At 31.2% G+C, this 23,394-nt stretch carries 21 protein-coding genes and 3 pseudogenes; 16 read left to right on the top strand and 8 right to left on the bottom strand.

Annotated elements, in window-relative coordinates; genetic code table 11:
* Positions 1–36: 36 nt before the first annotated feature.
* The 8 genes and pseudogenes from SOJ_RS13155 to SOJ_RS13120 all read left to right on the top strand — a co-directional run.
* Complete coding sequence (locus tag SOJ_RS13155; protein ID WP_002508616.1) at positions 37–1,524, top strand: aldehyde dehydrogenase family protein; 1,488 nt, start codon at positions 37–39, stop codon at positions 1,522–1,524.
* A gap of 302 nt (positions 1,525–1,826) precedes the next feature.
* The gene (locus SOJ_RS13150) at positions 1,827–4,613 is read left to right on the top strand and encodes a type I restriction endonuclease subunit R (RefSeq protein ID WP_002508615.1); all 2,787 of its coding nucleotides are present in this window, start codon (positions 1,827–1,829) and stop codon (positions 4,611–4,613) included.
* Positions 4,614–4,710: 97 nt separating this feature from the next.
* Positions 4,711–5,286, top strand: coding sequence for a restriction endonuclease subunit S (locus tag SOJ_RS13145; protein ID WP_002508614.1), 576 nt, complete (start codon positions 4,711–4,713; stop codon positions 5,284–5,286).
* A complete protein-coding gene (locus SOJ_RS13140) occupies positions 5,287–6,843 on the top strand; it encodes a type I restriction-modification system subunit M (protein ID WP_002508613.1) in 1,557 nt (518 codons plus the stop codon).
* The gene (locus tag SOJ_RS13135) at positions 6,836–8,029 is read left to right on the top strand and encodes a restriction endonuclease subunit S (protein ID WP_002508612.1); all 1,194 of its coding nucleotides are present in this window, start codon (positions 6,836–6,838) and stop codon (positions 8,027–8,029) included. Before SOJ_RS13140 ends, SOJ_RS13135 begins: the two co-directional genes overlap by 8 nt.
* A gap of 202 nt (positions 8,030–8,231) precedes the next feature.
* Positions 8,232–8,924, top strand: coding sequence for an ABC transporter ATP-binding protein (locus SOJ_RS13130; RefSeq protein ID WP_002508611.1), 693 nt, complete (start codon positions 8,232–8,234; stop codon positions 8,922–8,924).
* A gap of 2 nt (positions 8,925–8,926) precedes the next feature.
* Positions 8,927–9,700, top strand: coding sequence for an ABC transporter permease (locus tag SOJ_RS13125; protein WP_002508610.1), 774 nt, complete (start codon positions 8,927–8,929; stop codon positions 9,698–9,700).
* 543 nt (positions 9,701–10,243) lie between these two features.
* A pseudogene (locus SOJ_RS13120) lies at positions 10,244–10,408 on the top strand (recombinase family protein); the annotation flags it as partial.
* Between the two features lie 129 nt (positions 10,409–10,537).
* Here SOJ_RS13120 and SOJ_RS13115 read toward each other — a convergent pair.
* The 3 genes from SOJ_RS13115 to SOJ_RS13105 form a co-directional block, all read right to left on the bottom strand.
* Positions 10,538–10,810 carry a hypothetical protein gene (locus SOJ_RS13115; protein ID WP_002508608.1) on the bottom strand — a complete coding sequence of 91 codons (273 nt, stop codon included), beginning with the start codon at positions 10,808–10,810 and terminating at the stop codon, positions 10,538–10,540.
* 9 nt (positions 10,811–10,819) lie between these two features.
* Positions 10,820–11,251, bottom strand: coding sequence for a hypothetical protein (locus SOJ_RS13110; RefSeq protein WP_002508607.1), 432 nt, complete (start codon positions 11,249–11,251; stop codon positions 10,820–10,822).
* A 205-nt stretch (positions 11,252–11,456) separates the two neighbouring features.
* Positions 11,457–11,729, bottom strand: coding sequence for a hypothetical protein (locus SOJ_RS13105; protein ID WP_002508606.1), 273 nt, complete (start codon positions 11,727–11,729; stop codon positions 11,457–11,459).
* 354 nt (positions 11,730–12,083) lie between these two features.
* Here SOJ_RS13105 and SOJ_RS13100 point away from each other — a divergent pair, with 354 nt between their 5' ends.
* The gene (locus tag SOJ_RS13100; RefSeq protein WP_002508605.1) at positions 12,084–13,184 is read left to right on the top strand and encodes a glycerol dehydrogenase; all 1,101 of its coding nucleotides are present in this window, start codon (positions 12,084–12,086) and stop codon (positions 13,182–13,184) included.
* A gap of 162 nt (positions 13,185–13,346) precedes the next feature.
* On the opposite strand, the gene SOJ_RS14460 is transcribed toward SOJ_RS13100, so the two are convergent.
* Entirely contained in the window at positions 13,347–13,442 is a 96-nt protein-coding gene (locus SOJ_RS14460) for a type I toxin-antitoxin system Fst family toxin (RefSeq protein WP_115353180.1), read from the bottom strand.
* 430 nt (positions 13,443–13,872) lie between these two features.
* On the opposite strand from SOJ_RS14460, the gene SOJ_RS14765 reads away from it, so the two are divergent.
* The 7 genes and pseudogenes from SOJ_RS14765 (at position 13,873) to SOJ_RS13070 (ending at position 19,638) form a co-directional block, all read left to right on the top strand.
* Positions 13,873–14,196 (top strand): hypothetical protein, encoded by a 324-nt coding sequence (locus tag SOJ_RS14765; RefSeq protein ID WP_002508604.1) that lies wholly within the window; start codon positions 13,873–13,875, stop codon positions 14,194–14,196.
* Between the two features lie 33 nt (positions 14,197–14,229).
* Entirely contained in the window at positions 14,230–14,439 is a 210-nt protein-coding gene (locus SOJ_RS14100) for a hypothetical protein (protein WP_002508603.1), read from the top strand.
* Positions 14,440–14,618: 179 nt separating this feature from the next.
* A pseudogene (locus tag SOJ_RS14840) lies at positions 14,619–14,711 on the top strand (recombinase family protein); the annotation flags it as partial.
* 201 nt (positions 14,712–14,912) lie between these two features.
* A complete protein-coding gene (gene lpdA / locus SOJ_RS13085) occupies positions 14,913–16,274 on the top strand; it encodes a dihydrolipoyl dehydrogenase (protein ID WP_002508602.1) in 1,362 nt (453 codons plus the stop codon).
* A 66-nt stretch (positions 16,275–16,340) separates the two neighbouring features.
* Complete coding sequence (locus tag SOJ_RS13080) at positions 16,341–17,288, top strand: thiamine pyrophosphate-dependent dehydrogenase E1 component subunit alpha (RefSeq protein ID WP_002508601.1); 948 nt, start codon at positions 16,341–16,343, stop codon at positions 17,286–17,288.
* 16 nt (positions 17,289–17,304) lie between these two features.
* The gene (locus tag SOJ_RS13075) at positions 17,305–18,345 is read left to right on the top strand and encodes an alpha-ketoacid dehydrogenase subunit beta (RefSeq protein ID WP_002508600.1); all 1,041 of its coding nucleotides are present in this window, start codon (positions 17,305–17,307) and stop codon (positions 18,343–18,345) included.
* Between the two features lie 18 nt (positions 18,346–18,363).
* On the top strand, positions 18,364–19,638 hold the full coding sequence (locus SOJ_RS13070) for a dihydrolipoamide acetyltransferase family protein (RefSeq protein ID WP_002508599.1): 1,275 nt from the start codon (positions 18,364–18,366) through the stop codon (positions 19,636–19,638).
* Positions 19,639–20,313: 675 nt separating this feature from the next.
* Here SOJ_RS13070 and SOJ_RS13065 read toward each other — a convergent pair.
* The 4 genes and pseudogenes from SOJ_RS13065 to SOJ_RS14755 all read right to left on the bottom strand — a co-directional run bounded on the left by SOJ_RS13065 (position 20,314) and on the right by SOJ_RS14755 (position 23,242).
* Positions 20,314–20,583: a Txe/YoeB family addiction module toxin gene (locus SOJ_RS13065; RefSeq protein WP_002508598.1), complete on the bottom strand. Its 270-nt coding sequence runs from the start codon at positions 20,581–20,583 to the stop codon at positions 20,314–20,316.
* Positions 20,584–20,832: a type II toxin-antitoxin system Phd/YefM family antitoxin gene (locus tag SOJ_RS13060; protein ID WP_002508597.1), complete on the bottom strand. Its 249-nt coding sequence runs from the start codon at positions 20,830–20,832 to the stop codon at positions 20,584–20,586. It abuts the gene before it with no gap.
* 2,155 nt (positions 20,833–22,987) lie between these two features.
* A pseudogene (locus tag SOJ_RS14760) lies at positions 22,988–23,092 on the bottom strand (helix-turn-helix domain-containing protein); the annotation flags it as partial.
* Between the two features lie 12 nt (positions 23,093–23,104).
* Complete coding sequence (locus SOJ_RS14755) at positions 23,105–23,242, bottom strand: hypothetical protein (protein ID WP_002508594.1); 138 nt, start codon at positions 23,240–23,242, stop codon at positions 23,105–23,107.
* Positions 23,243–23,394 lie beyond the last annotated feature (152 nt).

Below are 23,394 nucleotides of genomic sequence, written 5' to 3'. Positions count from 1 at the left end.
AGCCACAAGAAGTTTTAAAACAAAGGAGAGATTCAAATGACAGTAGATATTAAAAATTATTTGGATGAGAATTATGGTTTGTTTATAAACGGAGAATTTGTGAAAGGGCATAGTGATGAAACACTAGAAGTTAAAAATCCAGCGACAGGAGAAACATTATCACATATTACCAAAGCTAATGAAAAAGATGTAGATACAGCTGTAGCAGCAGCTCAAGAGGCATTTGAGTCATGGAGTTTAACATCTAAAACAGAACGTGCTAATTTATTAAGACAAATTAGTAATAAAATGATGGAAAATAAAGAAAAAATTGCAACAATCGAAACCTTAAATAATGGTAAACCAATCCGTGAAACCTCAGGTATTGACATACCATACGCTGCAAGACACTTTAATTATTTTGCAAGCGTTATCGAAACACATGAAGGTTCTGTCAATGATATAGATAAAGACACAATGAGCATCATTCGCCACGAACCAATTGGTGTCGTAGGGGCAGTTGTAGCTTGGAACTTCCCGATGTTATTAGCATCTTGGAAGATAGCACCAGCAATTGCAGCAGGTAATACAATTGTTATTCAACCTTCTTCCTCAACACCCTTAAGTTTATTGGAAGTTGCTAAAATTTTCCAAGAAATTTTACCTAAAGGTGTAGTCAATGTAGTAACAGGTAAAGGTTCAGAATCAGGCAATGCTATTTTTAATCATGAAGGTGTTAACAAGCTTTCGTTTACAGGCTCAACAAATGTGGGATATCAAGTTGCTGAAGCCGGTGCAAAACGTATTGTACCAGCTACTTTAGAACTTGGCGGTAAAAGTGCCAATATTATCTTAGATGATGCTAATTTAGATTTAGCAGTTGAAGGTATACAACTTGGAATTTTATTTAACCAAGGGGAAGTTTGTAGTGCTGGATCTCGTCTGCTGGTTCAGGAAGGTATATATGATAAATTAATTTCACGTCTAAAAGAGGCCTTTTCAAATATTAAAATAGGCGACCCATTAGATGAAAAAACACAAATGGGTAGTCAAACAAGCCAAGAACAGATGGAAAAAATCCAATCTTATATCACTTATGCAGAACAATCTAATGCTGAAATTCTCACAGGGGGTAAACGTATTACTAACGATGGTTTAGATAGTGGTTACTTCCTAGAACCAACATTAATCGCTGTTAAAGATAATGCTGATAAATTAGCTCAAGAAGAAATTTTTGGTCCTGTTTTAACAATTATAAAAGTAAAAGATGACGAAGAAGCAATTAAAATTGCTAATGATTCTGAGTATGGTTTAGCAGGAGGCGTATTCTCCCAAGATATTACACGTGCGTTAAACATTGCGAAAGCTGTAAAAACAGGTCGCATTTGGATTAACACATATAATCAAGTGCCAGAAGGCGCGCCGTTTGGTGGTTATAAAAAATCAGGTATTGGACGAGAAACATATAAAGAAGCCTTAAGTAATTATCAACAAGTTAAAAATATATTTATTGATACAAGTAATGAGTTAAAAGGGTTATATTAATAAATAAAATGTTATACGACACATTGATATTGCAATTTTAAGAAACAAATAAATTAGGTCACAATATTCTACTTAAACTACGGTAGAACTCGAAATTTAAGTAGTGATTGAAAACTGATTTTTCATTTAGATAACTGTTATTTTATATCAGTTAAAAGACTCCTTATTTAAAAGGAGTCTTTTTATAATCATAAATTAATACATAAAAATCATATAACAGAAGATGATTAGTTAACATCTATTTAATTTCTGATATGTTAATATTTAATTATACTTAAATTTAATAGGGTGGAGCGATTAAATTGGGATACCAAAGTGAATATGGTTTAGAAGAAAATGTAGTTAAACAGCTACAAGATTTGGGGTATGAGCGTGTATCATTGCGCAACGAAACACAATTGAAAGAGAATTTCAGACGTATTTTAAATGAACGAAATGCAGATAAATTAGAGGGTACGCCTATATCAGATAGTGAATTCAAACGTATCATGATTGATATAAGTGATAAAAGTGTATTTGAAAGTGCTCAAATATTAAGAGATAAATATGTACTAGAACGTGACGATGAAACAAAAGTTTATCTTAGTTTAATGAATATAAAAAAGTGGTGTCAAAATACATTTCAAGTCACAAATCAAGTGAGTGTAAATGATACACACAAAAGTCGTTATGATGTAACTGTTTTAATTAATGGATTACCTTTGGTTCAAATTGAACTTAAACGTAGTGGCGTTGCGATTACAGAAGCTTTTAATCAAATTGAACGCTATCGCCGCCAAAACTATACAGGGCTATTCAGATTCATACAAATGTTTGTTGTGAGTAATAAAATGGAAACGCGCTACTACGCGAATAGCGATCAAAAAATCATGAAAAGTCATATGTTTTATTGGAGCGATGAAAAAAATGAGCGCATTAATGTGCTTAAAGATTTTATTGAATCTTTCTTAGAACCGTGCCATATTGCTAAAATGATTAGCCGTTATATGATTATTAATGAAACGGATAAAATATTAATGGCCTTGAGACCGTATCAAGTCTATGCTGTAGAGGCTTTGTTAAATCGTGCTATAGAAACAAATAACAATGGTTATATTTGGCATACGACAGGGAGTGGTAAAACCCTCACATCGTTTAAAGCGAGTCAAATCTTAGCGCAAGAACCAGATATTAAGAAAGTGATATTCTTAGTCGATCGCAAAGACCTAGATGGTCAAACTTTAGGGGAATTTAATAAGTTTGAGTCAGATTCTGTTGATAGGACGTTCAATACTAAAAAGTTACTCAAACAAATGGATGATCCGACACGGAAACTAATTATTACGACGATTCAAAAAATGGATAATGCGATTAAATCAGGACATCCAGTAATGGAACGTTATAAAGAAGATAAAGTCGTTTTTATTATTGACGAATGCCATCGAACACAATTTGGTTCAATGCACCGTATCATCAGACAACATTTCGGAAACGCCCAATACTTTGGTTTTACGGGAACACCTAGATTTGAAGAGAATGCGAGTCAAGATGGACGCGCGACTGCGGATATTTTTGGAGAATGTCTACACCATTATCTAATCAAAGATGCGATTAGAGATGGTAACGTGCTAGGTTTTTCTGTTGAATATATGAATACGTTTGACCGTAGTGAAAAAATTACCGAAGACGGTTATGTTAATAAAATTAATGAAGCTGAAATATGGATGGCAGACGAACGTGTTCAAAAAGTAGCAGAACATATTATTGCGAATCATAATAAAAAAACACGTGACCAAATGTACACAGGTATGTTGACCGTTCAAAGTATTCCAATGGCAATTCAATACTATCATGTTTTCCAAAAATTGAAGAAACAAGGTGTACATGATTTTAATGTCACGACAATATTCAGTTATCAAGATAATGAAGCCATAGATGATACGATGGATGAACAAACGAGAAGAGATATATTAGAAGGTATTATTCAAACGTATAACGAGACCTTTGATAAAAATTTCTCAACGGATACGTTTGATGGTTACTTCAATGATGTATCAAACCGTGTCAAAAAAGGATTACCCGATCAAAAATTAGATATTCTTATCGTTGTCGATATGTTCTTAACAGGCTTTGATAGTAAAAAATTAAATACGTTATATGTTGATCGTAATTTACAGCATCATACGCTTATTCAAGCTTACTCACGTACCAACCGTGTGGAAGAACCAACGAAGCCTTATGGAAATATCGTTGCTTATAGAAACTTAAAAGAAAAAACGGATGAAGCTATTGAGCTTTTCTCTAAAACAGACAATACAGATACGGTATTGAGCTTATCGTTCCAAGCGTACTTAACGAAATTTAAACAGGCTCTGATCGAACTATTTGAATTAGCTGAAACACCTCAAGCCGCAGACCAATTAGAAAGAGAAGAAGATCAGCGTGACTTTGTTATTGCATATCGCGAGTTAGCAAAGCATATGCAAAAGTTAAAAACGTTTGATGAATTTGCATTTGATAAGGAAACGTTAGGTATTGATGAACAAACATATGAAGATTATAAAGGTAAATATTTAGATATCTATGATAAAGTGATACGACCTGATAAAGAAATTCCAGAGGGAGAATCTATATTAGATAATATTGATTTTAATATTGAGATTTTACGAAATGATTTGATTAATGTTCAGTATATTTTAGATTTATTAAATCAAATTGATTTAAGCGATACAGAACAACAAGAAAAAGACATTAAAGAGATTCGTAAAGTGCTTGATAAAGCTGACGATGACCAATTGAGATTAAAATCCGATTTAATTCGAACATTCCTAGATAAAGTCGTACCGAACTTAAATGAAGGTGATTCAATTGATGATGCTTATTATAATTATGAATCTAAAGTGAAGGTCGGAGAGTTGGAACAATTTTCTGAGGAAACAGATTATCCGTTAGAATTATTGAAATCATTGGTTAAGGAATTTGAGTTTAGTGGTCATTTAAATAATAATTTAATTGAAGAAGGCGTTTCTGGCGGTCTTTTAATACGTACTAAAAAAATAAAGCGTGTTAAATCATTTATCAAAGATATGGTTAAAAAATATAGTGTTTAATGTAAAACAAGTGTAGTTTTCAAAAACTACACTTGTTTTTATTTTAAAGTCATGCTATATTTGTTTTGTAGAAAAACACAACTACAGGAGGTTTGGTATGTTAAAAGATTATGTTAATTATCAAAGTGGCACATTAATACAGCGCTTAGAAGTTGATGAGAGCGACCTGGGGAATCGTTATATGGTATATGATCAAAATATGTTAGATATAGATTTAGGGTTAACCATAGATGATACATATCAACCTAGAGTCATCAAATTAAAAGATACATCAAGAGCAACCGTTGTACGTAAAGATGATATTGTCATAAGTATGATGACAGGTGAGTGTACCTTAGTGAGCTCAAGACACGACGGTTCAATTTTACCTTATAACTATACAAAAATTGAAGTTACTTCAGACTTATTGGAACCTGCTTTTTTAGTCTATTGGTTTCAACTAGCCCCAGAGGTACAATCACAATATAAGCAATATATGCAGGGTGGCTCAACAATAAAAAAACTAACACATCAACAGTTAAAATCACTCTATATTACCTTACCTTCCATTGAACGACAACGGTTGATTGGGCAAATTGGTATTAAAGAAAAACAATTAAACGTATTAAAACAAAGACAAAGTCGATTAAAAAAACAATTCTTATCTAACACTTTATTCAAGGAGGACAATTAAATGTCTATTACGGAAAAACAACGCCAACAACAAGCTGAATTACAAAAAAATCTATGGTCTATCGCTGATGACTTACGGGGCAATATGGATGCCAACGAGTTTAAAAACTATATCTTAGGTATGATTTTTTATCGTTTCCTAAGTGAAAAAATTGAAGAACAAGCACAAATACTCTTAGCTGAAGACAATATAGATTATGAAACTGCGATGGCAGATGAAGATTATAGACCTGTCTTAGAGCAAGAATTTATTTCACGTATCGGTTATGTGATTGAACCACAATATCTATTTAGTCACTTAGTTAAAAAAATTGAGAAACAAGTTTTTGAAATGGAAGACCTGAGTAATGCGATTAAAAACATAGAAAATTCTACACGGGGTCATGATAGTGAAGATGACTTTATTCACCTATTTGATGATTTAGACCTTAATTCTTCACGTTTGGGTAACTCTAATGCTGCACGTACAAAATTGATTTCAAAAGTAATGATGAAGATATCTACATTACCTTTTGTTCATAGTGATATGGAGATTGATATGTTAGGTGATGCTTACGAGTACTTAATTGGTCAATTCGCAGCAAGTTCAGGTAAAAAAGCAGGCGAATTCTATACACCCCAACAAGTTTCAACCATTTTAGCTAAAATCGTAACAGCCAATAAAAAAGACCTCAAAAGTGTTTATGACCCTACATGTGGTTCAGGTTCCTTATTACTTCGTGTTGGTCGTGAAGCCGATGTGCGTCAATATTATGGTCAAGAATACAACAGTACAACGTATAACTTAGCACGTATGAACATGTTGTTACATGATGTGAACTATGCGAATTTTAAAATCGAAAATGGAGATACAATAGAAGATCCAGCCATTTCAGATGAACGTTTTGAGGCAGTTGTGGCCAATCCACCTTATAGTGCGAAATGGAGTTCAGATTCACAATTCTTAGAAGACCCACGTTTTAGTAATTATGGGAAATTAGCACCGAAATCAAAAGCAGATTTTGCATTCATTCAGCACATGATTTATCACTTAGATGATAATGGCACAATGGCTGTCGTTTTACCGCATGGCGTGTTATTCCGTGGCGCAGCTGAAGGTGTCATTCGTGAATACTTAATTAAAGAAAAAAACTATTTAGATGCGGTCATCGGTTTACCATCGAACTTATTCTTCGGTACATCGATACCAACAAGTATACTCGTCTTTAAAAAGTGTCGTGAAGATGATGAAAATGTGTTGTTTATTGATGCATCACAATCATTTGAAAAAGGAAAAAATCAAAACCATTTAACAACCGAAGATGTAGAAAAAATTGTTGAAACGTATAAAAATCGAGAAACATTAGATAAGTATAGTTACGCGGCAAGTTTAGAAGAAATCGCAGAAAATGATTATAACCTTAATATTCCAAGATATGTTGATACATTTGAAGAAGAAGAACCTATTGATTTAGAACAAGTTCAAAAAGACTTAAATCAAATTGACGATGAAATTGTAGAAGTGGAACAAGAAATTAATAGCTATCTCAAAGAATTAGGAGTGTTAAAACATGACTAATAAGATGAAGAATGTGCCTGAATTGAGATTTCCTGAGTTTATCGAAGAATGGGAAGAAAAAAGATTGGGAGACCTCTATAAATACCAACAGGGGCAACAGATACCAGTGGAAAATCAATACAAAATACAAATTAATAATATGAAAAGATTTATAAGAATAGTAGATGTTACTGAAAATCCAAAAAAAAGATATATAAAAGACCGTAAAGAAAGTGGTTTAATAAATCAAAAAGATTTAATCATGATTCGGTATGGAGCATCAGCGGGCACGATATCAATGGGTTACGAAGGAGTTATAGCTAATAATTTATTTAAATTTGTAAAAAAACAAAATGTAGATAATAGATATTTCTATTTCTTATTAAAGAAAAGTCACTTTAAAATAAAATCTTTATCTAGTCAATCAGCTATGCCTGCACTAAATTTTAATGCTATGGATACATTAAAATTTAGTATACCGCAGTACTCAGAACAACAAAAAATCGGTAGTTTTTTTAGCAAACTTGACCGACAAATTGAATTAGAGGAACAAAAATTAGAGAAGTTAGAAGAACAGAAAAAGGGATATATGCAAAAGATTTTTTCTCAAGAGTTAAGATTTAAAGATGACAATGGAAATGATTATCCTAATTGGGAAAATGAAAAATTAGGTGATTTAATAAATGAAGTAAATGAAAGAACAACATCTAATAATCAATATGTGTTACTTTCTTCTACTAAAAATTGTTTATTATCTCAAGAAGAGTATTTCAAAAAGCAGATTGGTAGTAAAGATAGTACAGGATATAAAATTTTACGGTTGAACCAATTAGTATTAAGTCCTCAAAACTTATGGTTAGGAAATATTAATTTTAACCAACGTTTTGATATAGGTATAGTTTCACCGTCTTATAGAATATATAATTTAAGTCATCAATTTGATATTAATTTTGCAAAAGATTTATTAAAAAGTCCTCGATATATTTATGAATATGCACAAGCTTCTGAACAAGGAGCAAGTATCGTTAGACGTAATTTAAATTTAGAGTTGTTTTATTCTATAAAAATTTCTCTACCAAGTATTGAGGAACAAAGAAAAATAGGAGTATTCTTAAATAAATTAGATAAGTTAATAAGAAAACAATACAATAAAATTGAGGTATTAAAACAACGAAAAAATGGTTTACTACAGAGAATGTTTATCTAATACTGATAAAGTCCTATTATGTTAACTAAAAAAGCCCAAAAACTGACAAACCAGTTTTTGGGTTTTTTCGTTACTTTAAATTTATAGTTTGAATTCCTAACTACATTACATTTTTAAAACACACTATCATTATAATAACAGTATTCCTTTTGAATAATATTTTTGTTAAACTTATTTTGTGTCACAAATTAGGAGGGTTACGTTGAAGCTGCTATCCATGGAAAATATTAATAAAAAAATCAAGCGAAAACATATTTTGAAAGATATAACATTCTCGCTTGAAAAAGGCCAAATCATAGGCTTAGTTGGAGGTAATGGTGCTGGTAAAACCACACTTATGAAAGTGATTTTGGGTCTTTCCAGTTATCAATCAGGAAAATTCAAAAAGCATCTAAGTTCAAATAAGAATGACATAGGCGCATTGATTGAAAGTCCTGGTTTATATCCATTTTTAACAGGTTATGACAACATGAAATTAATCGATGAAGATCCAGACAATAAAAACATCGACTTGATTATCAAAGAATTAAAAATGGAGAAGTTTATACATACAAAAGTAAAAACCTATTCATTAGGAATGAAACAAAAATTAGGTATTGCACTTGCTTTCTTAAATCATCCGCAACTTGTTATTTTAGATGAACCTATGAATGGTTTAGATCCAAAAGCTGTAAAAAATGTAAGAGAAGCAATTATCAGCTTAAGAGAACAGGGAGTTACCTTCCTCATATCAAGTCATATATTAAGTGAACTCGTTAAAGTCACAGATTCAATACTAATTATTGATGATGGAGAAATCATTAAAGAAACAACGATGGATGAGTTAAACCAATCAGGTGAAAGCGACCTCGAAAATGTTCTCCTTAATATCATTGATCGCAAGGAGGAAGTATAACTATGGCAACACTCATCAAACAAGAACTATTTAAAATGTTCAAGAAAAAATCATCAATTATTATACCTATACTTATTTTTGCCGTAATGCTTGGCTTAGCAATACTAAGCAAGAACTACCCTAATATCATGGGATCCGAGTCCTTATTTAAACAAGGCTATAGCTCATTTTCTTGGATTTTTTTCCTTATGATTATTCAGGCGAGTACGATTATAACGATGGAATTCCATTATGGCACGATTAAAAACTTATTATATAGAAATTATTCTAGAACAAGCATTATCATCAGTAAGATCATTTCTTTAGTTATTTATTCACTTATCATATTTGCTATTAGTATTGTGATTAGTTTAATTCTTAACTTAACTTTCTTCTCTGATGTGAATATTTTAAAACAATCTGGTGATGATTTATCCCTTTTACAAGATATGTTATTAACTGCATTAGGTAATTATATAGGTATGTGGTTATTACTAAGCTTAACGCTTCTTATTTCTTGTATCTTTAAAAGCCCTGGGGTTTCTATCGCAATCGGTATTATCTTTTATTTCGCCATTTCTATTATTTCAGGTATCTTATTCGCACTTATTACGCAATGGGAATGGTTAAAATGGTTACCGATTAATATGTTGAATTTAAGCTCTCAAATTATAAATAACGACACGATAAAATCCTTAACTAAGCTGGAATTACATGAAATGTTCATCGGAAATATTGTTTATATTGTAATTTTCTTGGTACTTCTCGTTTTTGTTTTCAAGAAGAAAAATATCTAGGTATTACATCAAAATTTTATTTCAAATAATTTAACTAAACACGCGCTTAGCATTATAAGTGCGTGTTTTAATACTATTAACAGATTAGATTAATCCTGGATAATCATTAGCTTTTGTATTGAAATTTGCGGTAATAGAAAGATTACGTGACACCCTTAGCACTAAAGACTCTCATAAAAGGGTTAAAAAGAAACGAAAAAAAGAAATTAATGCTAGTAGTATTTTTCATACTAATATCACACTTAATTATATTTTCACAAATAAATCTGACATTATAAGAACGGTTTTATCATTTTTTGATTTGTGACGATAATGACCTTTTTCAAATATTTTACAAATGGTTCGTTTTTGACACAAAACCTCTTACTATAAAAGTTAGAGGTTTTTCTTACATATTTCAGTTTCTAAACTTGTGTTATAATCAATGTACCATAAATATCAAAAATAGTGAGTTTTTAGACGATGAGAGACGCGCTTATTTGCATCGAGAATTAGATTTCGTTAATAAGTACCCAGAAAACGATTAAAAGAGGTGGCATTCAAATGGCTAAAATTGGTTATGCACGTGTATCAACACAAGATCAAAGTCTTGATGGACAAATTGATACACTTGAAGAATATGGTTGTGAACGCATCTTTAGCGAGAAAGCAAGTGGTCGTAAAACGAAAAGAACGGAACTTGATAAGTGTTTAGATTATTTACGTGAAAGATATAATTTTTAAACTTTCATTCATAACATGTGCTAAATCTTCTTGATAATTCGTTCGATACAATTCTAATTTCTTCTTAAATGGTTAATAAGGGTTTGAAATAATCTCATTCAAACCTTCTGCTATTTAAGTAAATAATGGTATTCTTAGCTCAATACGTTTTGATAAAATATTATACTTAACATCCCAATTATATGGTTTTGATAATTCTTTTAACATTTTATACTGATTCTTAGTGTATCTCTCTTTTAAATTAAATTTCTCGTAAACTTTTTTACATTTATATCCTGATTTAAAGATATTAAAATATTCTTTTCTTACTTCATCCATATGTTCCTGTATTTTGTCATTATGAATAATTTTTAAAGCCACTTCTTTATCTTTGTAATTATTTTTCATATTTATCACCTAATTATTAATATTTGTTCTATATAGTCTATTACCAAGAATTAATATAATTAGCTTTAATTTATTTTCTCCTTCGACATATTTTTTGTTGAAAATAAATAATTTTACTAATAATATCAACAAAGTAATAAGTAATAGAAAAACAGCAATAAATGCAATAATTAAAGCTATAGCCATGTTATCATTTACAGCACCACATTCTAAACGTACGTAAGGATATAAAAGATATAGTAATTTACTTGCGCTATAAACAAAAAAGAAAAGACCATTTGTAAAATAACCATAATGAACGCCCAGCCATTCTTTTTTTATAATTGTAAAAATCATCGCTATAGTAAATATTAATGGAACACCTACACCAATCATTATGAATATATTATGAACCGCGAGTATCGTCGCAGTTAAAAAACATGCTAGTTCAACTGAATCCATAATGTTACCTTTTTTGTTTTTGGTTTCTGATGAATACGCAACTCTCTTTATAGAAAAAACACTGTTTAATTTATATTAGTCCTTATAGTCATAGTTATTTTAAAATTTATTGTTCATTGCATTATTAAAAATTAATGCAGCGTTACTTAATATGAGAGCCCTCATTGCTAGAAGGCTCTCATATACTACGGCAATGTAAACTAATTTAATTTGTTGCAATATCTTTGCTCGTTTTAATAATAAACAAAACAAGTAAAGTCAAGCAAACAGAGCCAACAAGTGTCGGGATTATAAAGAACATGCCTGCTGAATTTGGTAATGCGTTGCCTGAAGAATTTAACATTGTTAGACCAATGAATGCACCAATTACTGCTGAAATCAAACTAATAATAAGATTAGTAATTTTATTGTTAGTTAACCAGATTGAAAATGCCACGCCAACGATTACACCTATTACTATTGTAATGATAAAATCCATAAAACCCCTCCAGTAATGTAATATTTCAAACTGCGTTAATATTAAGTAATTCCTAACGTTGATAGAAAGCCATAATAAATATCCTACTTACAACCTCAAATAACCTCAAAAGAAGTATGTTAAACACACAAAATTAAAATATTGACTTAAACAAAAACTTATTTGCTAATTTGAATAATAAAAAAACAACAACCCACACCCCGAATACCTCTTGCTCAAAAAACAAAGAAGTTAAATCATTCGAATAAGTAATTGTTTTACGTATAGCCTTTCTCATTTACAAAGATTTATGATTTATACATATGAATACAGGGGATAAAATAAGTGTATATCAAATAATGAGGAGGGGTTTGTATGTCAAAATACGTTTTTCAATCGCCAAGTAGATATATACAAGGAAAAGGAGAAATAAAAAGTTTAGCTAATGAGGTTAATAAATTAGGTGACTCACCCTTGATTATTTCAGATAGTTTAGTTTGGTCACTAACAAATAAAGATATAAATGAGAGTTTTAAATCTAGCGAAATGAGTTATAAATACGAAGAATTTAATGGGGAAGCCTCTGAAAACGAAATAGCAAGACTTAGCCAAATAGCTAAAGACCATAACATAAATGTAATTGTTGGGGTTGGAGGAGGAAAGACGTTAGATACAGCAAAAGCAATTTCGGATGATCTTAATTCTCCTGTTATTATTGTCCCAACAACTGCTTCTACAGATGCCCCTACGAGTGCTTTATCAGTTATCTATTCGGATGAAGGTGTTTTTACGGGTTACAGATTTTACTATAAAAACCCAAATGTAGTACTAGCAGATTCACAAATTATAGTCCAAGCACCAATTAAATTGTTTGCGGCGGGGATGAGCGATGCTTTAGCTACTTTAGTAGAAGTTAAAGCAACTTTAAACCGTAGAGGGGAAACTATGGTAGATGGAAAACCAACATTAGCTTCTTTAGCCATTGCTGAAAAAGCAGAAGAAACAATATTTAAATACGGTAAAAGCGCCTATTTTTCTGCAGCACAAGGTATTGTAACACCTCAAGTGGAGTCTATTATCGAGGCAAACACTTTACTTTCAGGACTTGGTTTTGAAAATGGGGGTCTTGCTGCAGCCCACGCAATACACAATGGGTTTACAGCTTTATCAGGAGACATTCATAAACTTGGACACGGCGAAAAAGTAGCGTATGGGACTTTGGTTCAAATGGTTTTAGAAAATAGACCTTATGAAGAAATTAAAAAATATATGGACTTTTATAAATTCTTAGAAATGCCAACAAATTTAAGTAATATGTATTTACACGACGCTTCTTTTGAGGACTTAATAAAAGTAGGAGAATTAGCAAAAGACTCTAATGATACTTTCTCTAATTTAAGTGATGAATTCACTGCTGAAGACATAGCGCAAGCTATACTAGCAGTGAATGAATTAAGTGGAGGCAAAGCTAAGTAAATTGCTCTTTATTTAAACTATGTATATTTATTCTTATTTTGCATTTCCATCCGACATGATGTTATAATGTTATTAACAAATGTATTATGCACATAAAACACCACCCCCTAATCTACGGACATAGATTAGGGGGTTTTTTTTTAGGTGTTATTGGTATGTCGCCTATTTATCATTGTTATTTAGCCAACATCTAAATAATATGAGAATTACACCAGTGATCACGGGTGCAATTACTGAAACAAATATATCATGCCACATAAACTCACCTCCTCCATGTTATACGCATGGAGTTATAGGCGACTTCATTATTATACCATCTGTAAATACGTAAGTATATCCACTTCCGATAAGTTGAATTATGTTTAAATAAAAGAGCGGAGGGTTTAAATATCCTATTACATGCTTTTTTTATTTCTCGTGTCATACAAGCAAACGATAGTCTAATATGACCTTCACCAAATTCTAAAAAGGATTTTTCGGACACTAAGGCCAATTGTTCTGATTCTAAAAATTGTGTACAAAATTCAAACAGGTCTTTATTATATTGACTATCATCTGGAAAAATATAAAAAGCACCTTCGTTTTTTCAACAGGTAGGCCCATTTTTGGATTCGACTATATATGTATATAGTTACGTCGTTCTAAATAAGCTTGATTCATTTTTTAATATCTTCATCTCCATTCTTCAATGCACGATAACTCGCGCATTCATTATGCAGTTACCAATACCGGAGGCATATCTCCAAATGTAGTTCAATCAAAAGCAGAAGTATTATATTTAATACGTACTAAAAATTTAAAAGAAACAAAAAAGTTATTTGAGCGTATTAAAAAAATTGCACATGGTGCTTCTTTAATGACAGAAACAGAATATGAAATAATAATTGATAAAGTGTGTTCTGATTACTCACCAAACAAAGCATTAGAAAAAGTAATGTATGAATACTTAAAAGAAGAGGAAAACATCATACAGTATACTAATGATGAAATGGACTTTGCCAAAAAAACGTGAGAAACTTTATCAGAAAATGAAAAAGTTAATGCCTTGAAACCTTTAAATAGCTTTGACGTTATAAATGATAAAGAAAAATTATATAATAAATTTTCAAGCGATGTCGTAAATAGTTATGAAAAAACAGACCAACCAATGTCAGGTTCTAGTGACGTTGCAGATATAAGTTGGGTTTTACCTACAGTACAAGTGACGCGTAGTACAGACGTTATAGGAACTCAATTACACACTTGTGACAAATAATATCTCAAGGTTTATCAAATTATGCCTTTAAACGTATATATAAACAGCTAGAGTAATGGAAAAAGAACACAAACAAAAAATTGAAAGCAACCCTTATAAAAAGCCGATTCCAAAGATGTTACTCCTTCAGGATTAAATAGACAAGTTTATTTAAGAGAGAATCTAAATTATTGTCATTAAGAGTAATTAAGTTTTTATATGCAAAAAACCTTACAGGTGAAGAAATTGATACACAAACTGGAGTTAGTAGATCAACAGTTTATACATCACTATATTCTCTAGTCATCGCTTTAAATTGTCAAATGTTCAAAAAGTTGAAAAATGTATTTTTTGTTGATAATATTATCTCAACTACATAAGTAAGCGCTTTCTTTTGTCTACTTATGTAAAATAAATATCGATAATTAAATTGGAATTTCAAAACTAATTTCTTTTATTGGTGTTTACATATTGAAAGGGGGATTGTTTTAAACGTGAATTCTACAGTTAATAATTATGATGTTGTTGTCATTGGTTCTGGTCCGGGCGGATATGTTTCAGCAATTCGAGCGGCACAACTTGGTAAAAAGGTAGCAATTATTGAAAAGTCTCATATTGGGGGGACTTGTCTCAATGTTGGATGTATACCATCCAAATTAATATTAACTTATGGCAAAAAAATGAGCGATATAAAAAAAGCAAATGACTGGGGCATCAAAACAAGTAGTATCAATATCGATTACGATAAATTGTTAGAACGAAAAACACATGTTGTTCAAACGTTAACCGGTGGCGTTACACAGTTATTAAAGAAAAATAAGGTTGATATATTTGAAGGTAAAGCACAAATTAATGAAGACTTAAGTATCCATTGCAATCAGTATACTATCCAATCTAAAGATATTATTTTAGCTACTGGAAGCCATCCCTTTATCCCACCTATTAAAGGATTAAATGAAATTAATTACGAAACTACTGACACCTTCTTTAATTTACCAGAATTACCTCAAAAGCTAACAATTATTGGTGGTGGTGTCATTGCTACTGAACTAGCATCTTCCATGGCAGACTTAGGAGTCAGAGTAACGATGATTGAAGTTGCCGAAGATATTTTACTTACAGAAATTAAAGAAGTTAGAACCATGTTAAAAAAACAATTAAAAAGTCAAAATATCAGTATTCACACAAATATAAATATTGATAGCGTGTCCCAACAACAAATTAGATTAGAAGATGGGACAAATATTACTCATGACAAATTACTTGTAGCAACTGGTCGTAAACCTAATACAAAGTCATTTGAGTCATTAAATTTAAAGCAAAATAAAGACTTTGTCTCTATTGATTCATATTATCGCACAAGTATAAATCATGTTTATGCTATTGGAGATCTCATAGGTGGGTATCAACTTGCCCATGCTGCTAGTTCTGAAGGTATTATTGCCAGCGAAACAATCGCCGGTTTAAATCCATCGCCTATCCAACACACTCAAGTTCCTAGGTGCATTTATACTAAATTAGAAGCTACTTCTATAGGTATGGATGAGGATGAAGCTAAAGAAAATGGTTATGATATTGAAGTCACACAATCAACTTTGCAAGGTAACGCAAAAGCGATCATTCAAGGAGAAAACGAAGGATTTATTAAATTAGTTGTTGATAAAAAATATAAAGAGGTTTTGGGTGCCTTTATTGTTTCACCTGAAGCAACAAATTTAATTGGCGAATTATTAAGTGTTAAATCTTCTGAAGGAACGATCAATGAACTATCCAATATTATTCAACCCCATCCTTCACTCTCTGAATCCATAGGAGAAAGTGCAGATAATTTCTTTAATAAAGCTATTCATATGTAATTACAAGTAACTGAATCCCTAATGTTTATAGTCTTAAAATACTAAATATAAATGGAGGTCTGCTTTATGGAAAAAGAACAAGCACGTTGGATTTATAAAACGATGAATGAAATTCGTAACTTTGAAGAGAAAGTGCATAAAACATTTAGTGATGGGAAGATACCAGGATTTGTACATTTGTATATCGGAGAAGAAGCCGTAGCTACAGGTGTTATGTCATTGTTAGAAGATGATGATTATATAACTAGTACACACCGAGGACATGGACATGCTATCGCAAAAGGTTGTGATTTAAATGGTATGATGGCTGAAATTATGGGCAAAAAAGATGGTTTAGGTCATGGTAAAGGTGGATCCATGCATGTAGCTGAAATTGATAAAGGTATGTTAGGCGCAAACGGTATTGTGAGTGGTGGATTTGGATTGGCATCAGGTGCAGGCATTTCACTTCGCAATCAAGGTAAAGAAAACGTTGCAGTTTGTTTCTTTGGTGATGGTGCTGCAAACGAAGGTAATTTTCATGAAGGGTTAAACTTTGCGTCAATTTTAAATTTGCCTGTCATATTTGTTTGTGAAAACAACCAATTCGGTGAAGGTACAACACACGACTATGCCAGTGCTTCCGAAACAATTGCTGAACGTGCCTCTGCTTATGCCATACCTGGTGCACGAGTTGATGGAATGGACTTAATAGCTGTCAGAGATGCAGCACAAGATGCTATAGAGCGCGCTAAAAATGGTGATGGACCTACTTTAATCGAGTGTGATACTTATCGTAAATATGGGCATTTCGAAGGCGATGAACAAAAAGTAAAATCTAAAGACGATCGTAACTCAGATCGTAATGCTACTGAAGAATTTAAAAGTAAGGCCATTGACGAAGGTTGGCTAACATCTAGTGAAGCAAAAGAAATTGAACAAGCTGCTGAACAAGTTGTAGAAGATGCAGCATCCTATGCAGAAAATAGTGAGTTACCAGATATAGAATCATTATATAAAGATGTTTTTGCATAAATAAGGGGGATTTAAAATGAGTGAAACACGTAAAATAACATTTATGTCTGCAATTAACGAAGGTATTGTTCAAGGCATGGAACAAGATGATTCTGTAATTTTAATTGGAACAGATGTATCCGGTGGCGCCGAGGTTGACCACTTACAAGATGATGATTCATTTGGTGGTGTATTCGGCGTTACACAAGGCTTAGCTAAAAAATTCGGCCGTAATCGTGTTATAGATACGCCAATTGCTGAACACATTACATTAAGTTCTGCTGTAGGTGCTGCTGCAACAGGATTAAGACCAATAGCTGAACTTATGTTCAATGACTTTATTGGTTTCGGTTTAGATCCTATTTTAAACCAAGGCTCAAAAATGCGTTATATGTTTGGCGGCAAAGCAAAAATACCAATGGTATTAAGAACTGTTCATGGCGCTGGCGCTGGTGCCGCAGCCCAACACTCTCAAACATTATATAACGTTTTTGCTGCCATACCAGGAGTTAAAGTAGTTGTACCTTCCAATGCTTACGATGCCAAAGGATTATTCCTAGCCGCATTAGAAGAAGACAATCTCGTCGTCTTCTCAGAAGACAAAACTCTACTCGGACAAAAAGGTGAAGTACCTGAAGACTATTATACAGTCGATATTGGTAAAGCAAATATTGTACGTGAGGGTCAAGATGTAACAATTGTTGCCGTAGGTAAAATGGTGGCAGTCGCTGAACAAACTGCAGACCAATTAAATAAAGATAACGTTTCAGTAGAAGTAATCGATTTACGTTCTATATCTCCATGGGATACAAAAACTGTTTTAGAATCTGTAAAGAAAACAGGTCGACTAATCATTATCGATGAATCTAATCCACAATGTAATATTGCTGGCGATGTAGCTTCAGTTATCGGGGATCAAGGTTTCGATTACTTAGATGGACCAATTAAAAAAGTAACTGCACCAGATACGCCTGTTCCATTCGCTCAAAATTTGGAACAAGCATATATTCCAAATGTAAATAAAGTGTTAGATATCGCCTCAGAATTAATTAATGACTTGAAAAAAGCAAAATCTTAAACTAAAGGGGGTGGAATTATGAGTAATAACATTATAATGCCAAAATTAGGTATGACAATGACTGAGGGTACAGTAGAAGAATGGCATAAACAAGAGGGGGACACTGTTGAGTCTGGTGAAGCTATACTAACAATTAGCTCAGAAAAATTAACGCAAGATATTGAATCCCCTGCCACTGGGACATTACTAGAGATAAAAGTACAAGAAAGTGAAAATACAGAAGTGAAATCTGTCCTGGGTATAATCGGTGAGTCAGGAGAATCTACAGATACTGAAACAACTAATGAAACAACCGATAATCCAAACGAAGACGAATCATCAGACAGTAATGATAGTCAAGAAAATAATAATTCCCATATTACAAGCAAAAATCCAACAGAAGATGAACAAAATAGTGAAACACGTATCTTCATTTCACCATTGGCAAGAAATATGGCCAATGATAATGGTCTCAATATAACTACAATTAAAGGCACTGGTGGAAATGGTAGAATAACTAAAATAGATATTAATCGTGTGTTAGAAAACGGCGATGACAAAGAATCTTATAGTAACTCTACTTCAGAAAATTTGAAGGCACAAACAAGCACCGATAACGCTTCATCTATTGGTGAGGGATTAAATCCTATGCGTAAGAGTATAGCCCAAAATATGCGCCAAAGCCTCGATAAAACAGCGCAGCTTACATTACATCGAAAAGCAAACTTCGACCAACTATTAGCTTTCAAAGATAAACTAAACGAAGAGTTAAACCAAGCTGGTCAAGAAGTCAAAGTATCAGTAACTGCGCTAATAGCCAAGGCAGTAGTACTTAGTTTAACTGAATACCAACCTATCAATGCGCGCTATGAACAAGGTGAACTTACTAGGTACGATAACGTAAATTTAGGTATTGCAACTTCATTAGATGATGGCCTTATGGTTCCAGTAATTGAAAAGGCTAACGAAAAGGGAATTGGTTCGTTAGCAAAATCTATAAAAATTAACGCTGATGCAGTAAGAGACGGTGATACAAGCCAAGTGAAATTAGACGGTGCTACATTCACAATTACAAATATGGGAGCAAGTGGTATAGAATATTTTACACCTATACTTAATTTAGGTGAAACTGGAATCCTAGGTGTTGGTGATGTTTCAACTGAACTTATTTTAGAAGATGAAAATGTAAAACAAATTTCACGTTTACCACTCAGCCTAACATTCGATCATCAGGTATTGGATGGCGCGTCCGCATCTGACTTCTTAAAAATTCTAGTTAAAAATATCGAGAGCCCATACCTACTTATCATATAAGTTTAAATTTTCAAATATTTAGTTGATTATAAAGTGAGTGTAAATTATTTTTGAAAATACGAACTGTTTTAAGAAAACCAAAGTTCCTTCTTATTGATATTAACTATAATTTTAAAAAGGACAATTTCCAAAGATGGAAATTGTCCTTTTAATGTATATTATTTTATAAAATGCCAGTAAATAATGCTTTTAATTTATTAGTTAATAGAAAAATTGTAGTAGTACTTTAAAGATTCAGAGCAAAATACTTTTATTACTAAAAATATACTTTAATAAATCCATATAATAAGAGTCTATTATACAACAAGTTAGAAATTGTGTGATTAAAGTGTATCCATAGTAAACTTCTTATTCACTTAAAATACTCAATACTTTTTGCAATATACCTTTATTATATGCTATTAATCCTATGCAAGCTTAGGTTTATATACCTCTCTCAAGTTATAAGCGAAGCTATTTCATCACATTACCCTTTTCTTAACTACTTAGGGAATTGGAGGATTATTACTTGCACAAGGACCATCAACTAATATATTAATTTATAGTAGTTTTGCTGTAATTATTCTACTTATTATTGTTCAATTAATAAATATCTTTATTGATAAAAAAGTATAGAGATTTAAATAAGTAGTATTAAGTATAAAGCACTCTATTATATCAAATAGTAGGGTGCTTTTATTTGTAATGATATCTACAAGATGCAACTAATATTGCATTGTCATTCACTGTATATACTAATCTATGTTCTTGGTTAATTCGTCTACTGTAATATCCAGAAAAATTGCCAACTAACTTTTCTGGTTTACCTATACCATCTAATGCGCCCTCTCTAGAGATACTTTTTAATAACTGATTAATCCTTTTAACCATCTTTCTATCTTTTGTCTGAAAATATTCATAATCATCAAATGCTTGTGGCGAAAAGGTAATGTTCAATTTAGCCACTTATATCAAAATATCCTTAGTTTTTACATTACCACGTTCTAGGTTTTCAATAGATTCTGATAAATGTTTCGCATTGGCAGGGTTTTGTTGCAAGTATAGTGTTTCCATTATTTCGTTATAATTATCTTCTGACATTATAACTGCATTACGATCTTTTGTTGTAATTGTTATCGTATCGCTATCATCATTAACTTTATTAATCATATCTTTAAAGTTCTCACGTACATATGAATAAGATTTAACAGTCATATTAAATGCCTCCTTACAGTTGTTAAATATTTATTATCTTAATTGTACAAGAAATTGTACGATAAAGCAAGTTTTTAACTTATAGCATCACTACAACAAATAGCGAAAATATGCACTTCCGATAAGTTGAATTATGTCAGTTCAACTTTATTATGATTAAACCAACTTCGTTCAAAATAACACAACTTCTACTTTATGTTTTACTGCATACATTATACGTGCATACAATCTACATGTATAATGTGTACACGTGTGTCCAATAAATTATCAGTTGTGTATTATTATCTTATTTAAAGAAGGTTATTGAATATTTAAAAAACACTATGCTATTATTTAAATGTGTAAAAAGAACAACATGCGCTAACATGCTGTCCTAATGAGCCTCTTTGAAAGATGTTAGGCTTTCAGTAAAGTGATAAATATCCACTTTACCTACTCGGTCAAAAATTGAGAATGATTATTTTTTGGTCTTTATTGCTAATTAATACTAAACCAATGATTATGAGTACAACCATCAGCATTTCATAATCAGATAATGCTATTCCTTTCTCGAGTCCCCTTATTAAGTTTTAATTAACTTAATAAGGGGACTTTCGTTGTAGATTCAAATCATTTTATCTCAGATTTTAGATTTAGCTTTTCAGCTGATTTCAAGACTCTTTCTATATCAATATGCTTAATTCTACCGATAATTTGCTTTTTATCCTTTGAACCAAAATTTTCAATCCTATCTAATGTTAACTGTGTTAAAAATTCCACTAGATTTACAGGATAGTAACTATCACCTAAATACTTTTTAAGTTCTTCCTCTGTATAATGAATAAAGTTTTACTTAGCAACTAAACCTTCTAAAGAATAAAATAAGAATTGTCTAGCTTTGTTAAATTCATATCACTTCACAAAAATTCTCTAGTAAATTGAAATACTTTCACTATTCACTTTAAAAACTCTAAAATCAAAGTGAAATAGATACTCTTAATAAATCAAAAACCTCCACAAGACAACCAAAGTTTTTGTGGAGGTTTCCTTCCTTTTGAAATAGCAAATCTACCATAAAAAATATATCAAGGAGCACACTATGTTGATTACCTTCATTCCATAAAATAAACAAATACAAAATTAGAGAATAACAGTCTAATGTTTTTCCATCAAAGTATCTTTTGTAAACTTAAAAGAAGTAAAAGCTAAAGTAAAAAAACTTATTGTTTCTTTCAATATTTCTACTCTTTTTCAAAAATATAAATGTAAACTAGTATCTCAAATCAAATTTCACTATATATCTAATTCCTCTTTTTTAGTTCTACTTTAAGTCACTTTTCCATTGATAACTTTCTATTTTTAATAAAAATCGACTTATACATCGTGTATCAAATCCTATTAAAAACTTATACACCATGTATAAAAACAAATATAAAAGGCTCTATATCAAGGTGATTTTGAATAAAAGTGTAAAATACTCGATGCCATTTACATAAAAATGTATAACTTTACAATCACTTAATTTTAGTGTGTATAAAAATCAATAAAACGCTATTACACCAGTGTTTTAAATAGAATAAACGGATCAGAAATATTAAAGAAAAATACATCAGCTATGCTGATTGACACGCAAGTGGCATTGTATTTCCTTATGCTCTTATTTTTTATACTCAAAAAAGTTTAAAAATATTATGAAGTGATTCATTTCGATATTACTAATTGAAAACTTTCCACATCAACTCCTACTTAAATTAATGTATTAATCTTTCTATTTTTTCATTATAGCTACTTAATAATTATTTATATTGAATTTAAAAATGGACTTCTCAAAGATAGAAGTCCACATCCAAAATCTAATAATCAAAAATAATAGTCCACCGTTTTTTGATTATTTTCATTTGTAATATTTAATTTTTATAATGCTTCTGATCCTTTAGGTGTTCCAAAATCGATTTCTACTTCATTATAGGTTCCACCATTCAAGTAAAATTCTTGGATTTCTTCTTTAATTGTTTTTTCTTTTTCCATTATTTTATCCTCCTGAAAGTTTAAATTGTTGTATGACTTATATACTTCATTCTCATTATTTATATACTAATCTTTCAGATTTCAAAAATTAATTTTCATAATAAATACTGTCTTATTTGTTACGAATTTATATCTATTCAACATGCAATTATTTTTTCGTTACATTAGCAATTGATTTTAAAAGAGACATGGTCGGACGCGTATCTCCGTTTTCAATATTTTCAATAGTGGTGTGAGGAACTTCTAGTTTTTGAGCAAGTTGCTTTTATGAACATCCAATTTCTTTACGCAATTCAACTAATCTCATAGCAAATTCGAAATTCTCATCCTGCTCTTTATACAATGTTTCTAATTCCGGATTATTTTCTATATCTTCTTGAATTAATTTAGAAATTAAGTTCATTTAAAAACCTCTTTCCTTTATTTTAATGCTTCAATTATATGCTAATATAACAGAAGCATTGATAGTTTTTCCAAATGAACTAAAATATTATTTTTGTAAAATCATTAATCATTTTTTGTTTCAAAATTTATTTAATCCTTATTAAGAACGTT

The sequence above is a fragment of the Staphylococcus sp. OJ82 genome (assembly GCF_000294465.1).
Classification (GTDB): Bacteria; Bacillota; Bacilli; order Staphylococcales; family Staphylococcaceae; genus Staphylococcus; species Staphylococcus equorum.
The sequence above is the reverse complement of the archived record's forward strand: the minus strand, read 5'-3'. Positions and strand labels throughout refer to the sequence as shown.

Bases quoted from the DNA above. Each gene is read 5' to 3' on its own strand.
- SOJ_RS13155 (WP_002508616.1), top strand. From the start codon at position 37: ATGACAGTAGATATTAAAAATTATTTGGATGAGAATTATGGTTTGTTT.
- SOJ_RS13145 (WP_002508614.1), top strand. From the start codon at position 4,711: ATGTTAAAAGATTATGTTAATTATCAAAGTGGCACATTAATACAGCGC.
- SOJ_RS13140 (WP_002508613.1), top strand. From the start codon at position 5,287: ATGTCTATTACGGAAAAACAACGCCAACAACAAGCTGAATTACAAAAA.
- SOJ_RS13135 (WP_002508612.1), top strand. From the start codon at position 6,836: ATGACTAATAAGATGAAGAATGTGCCTGAATTGAGATTTCCTGAGTTT.
- SOJ_RS13125 (WP_002508610.1), top strand. From the start codon at position 8,927: ATGGCAACACTCATCAAACAAGAACTATTTAAAATGTTCAAGAAAAAA.
- SOJ_RS13115 (WP_002508608.1), bottom strand. From the start codon at position 10,810: ATGAAAAATAATTACAAAGATAAAGAAGTGGCTTTAAAAATTATTCAT.
- SOJ_RS13110 (WP_002508607.1), bottom strand. From the start codon at position 11,251: ATGGATTCAGTTGAACTAGCATGTTTTTTAACTGCGACGATACTCGCG.
- SOJ_RS13105 (WP_002508606.1), bottom strand. From the start codon at position 11,729: ATGGATTTTATCATTACAATAGTAATAGGTGTAATCGTTGGCGTGGCA.
- SOJ_RS13100 (WP_002508605.1), top strand. From the start codon at position 12,084: ATGTCAAAATACGTTTTTCAATCGCCAAGTAGATATATACAAGGAAAA.
- SOJ_RS14460 (WP_115353180.1), bottom strand. From the start codon at position 13,442: ATGTGGCATGATATATTTGTTTCAGTAATTGCACCCGTGATCACTGGT.
- SOJ_RS14765 (WP_002508604.1), top strand. From the start codon at position 13,873: ATGCACGATAACTCGCGCATTCATTATGCAGTTACCAATACCGGAGGC.
- SOJ_RS13080 (WP_002508601.1), top strand. From the start codon at position 16,341: ATGGAAAAAGAACAAGCACGTTGGATTTATAAAACGATGAATGAAATT.
- SOJ_RS13075 (WP_002508600.1), top strand. From the start codon at position 17,305: ATGAGTGAAACACGTAAAATAACATTTATGTCTGCAATTAACGAAGGT.
- SOJ_RS13070 (WP_002508599.1), top strand. From the start codon at position 18,364: ATGAGTAATAACATTATAATGCCAAAATTAGGTATGACAATGACTGAG.
- SOJ_RS13060 (WP_002508597.1), bottom strand. From the start codon at position 20,832: ATGACTGTTAAATCTTATTCATATGTACGTGAGAACTTTAAAGATATG.
- SOJ_RS14755 (WP_002508594.1), bottom strand. From the start codon at position 23,242: ATGAACTTAATTTCTAAATTAATTCAAGAAGATATAGAAAATAATCCG.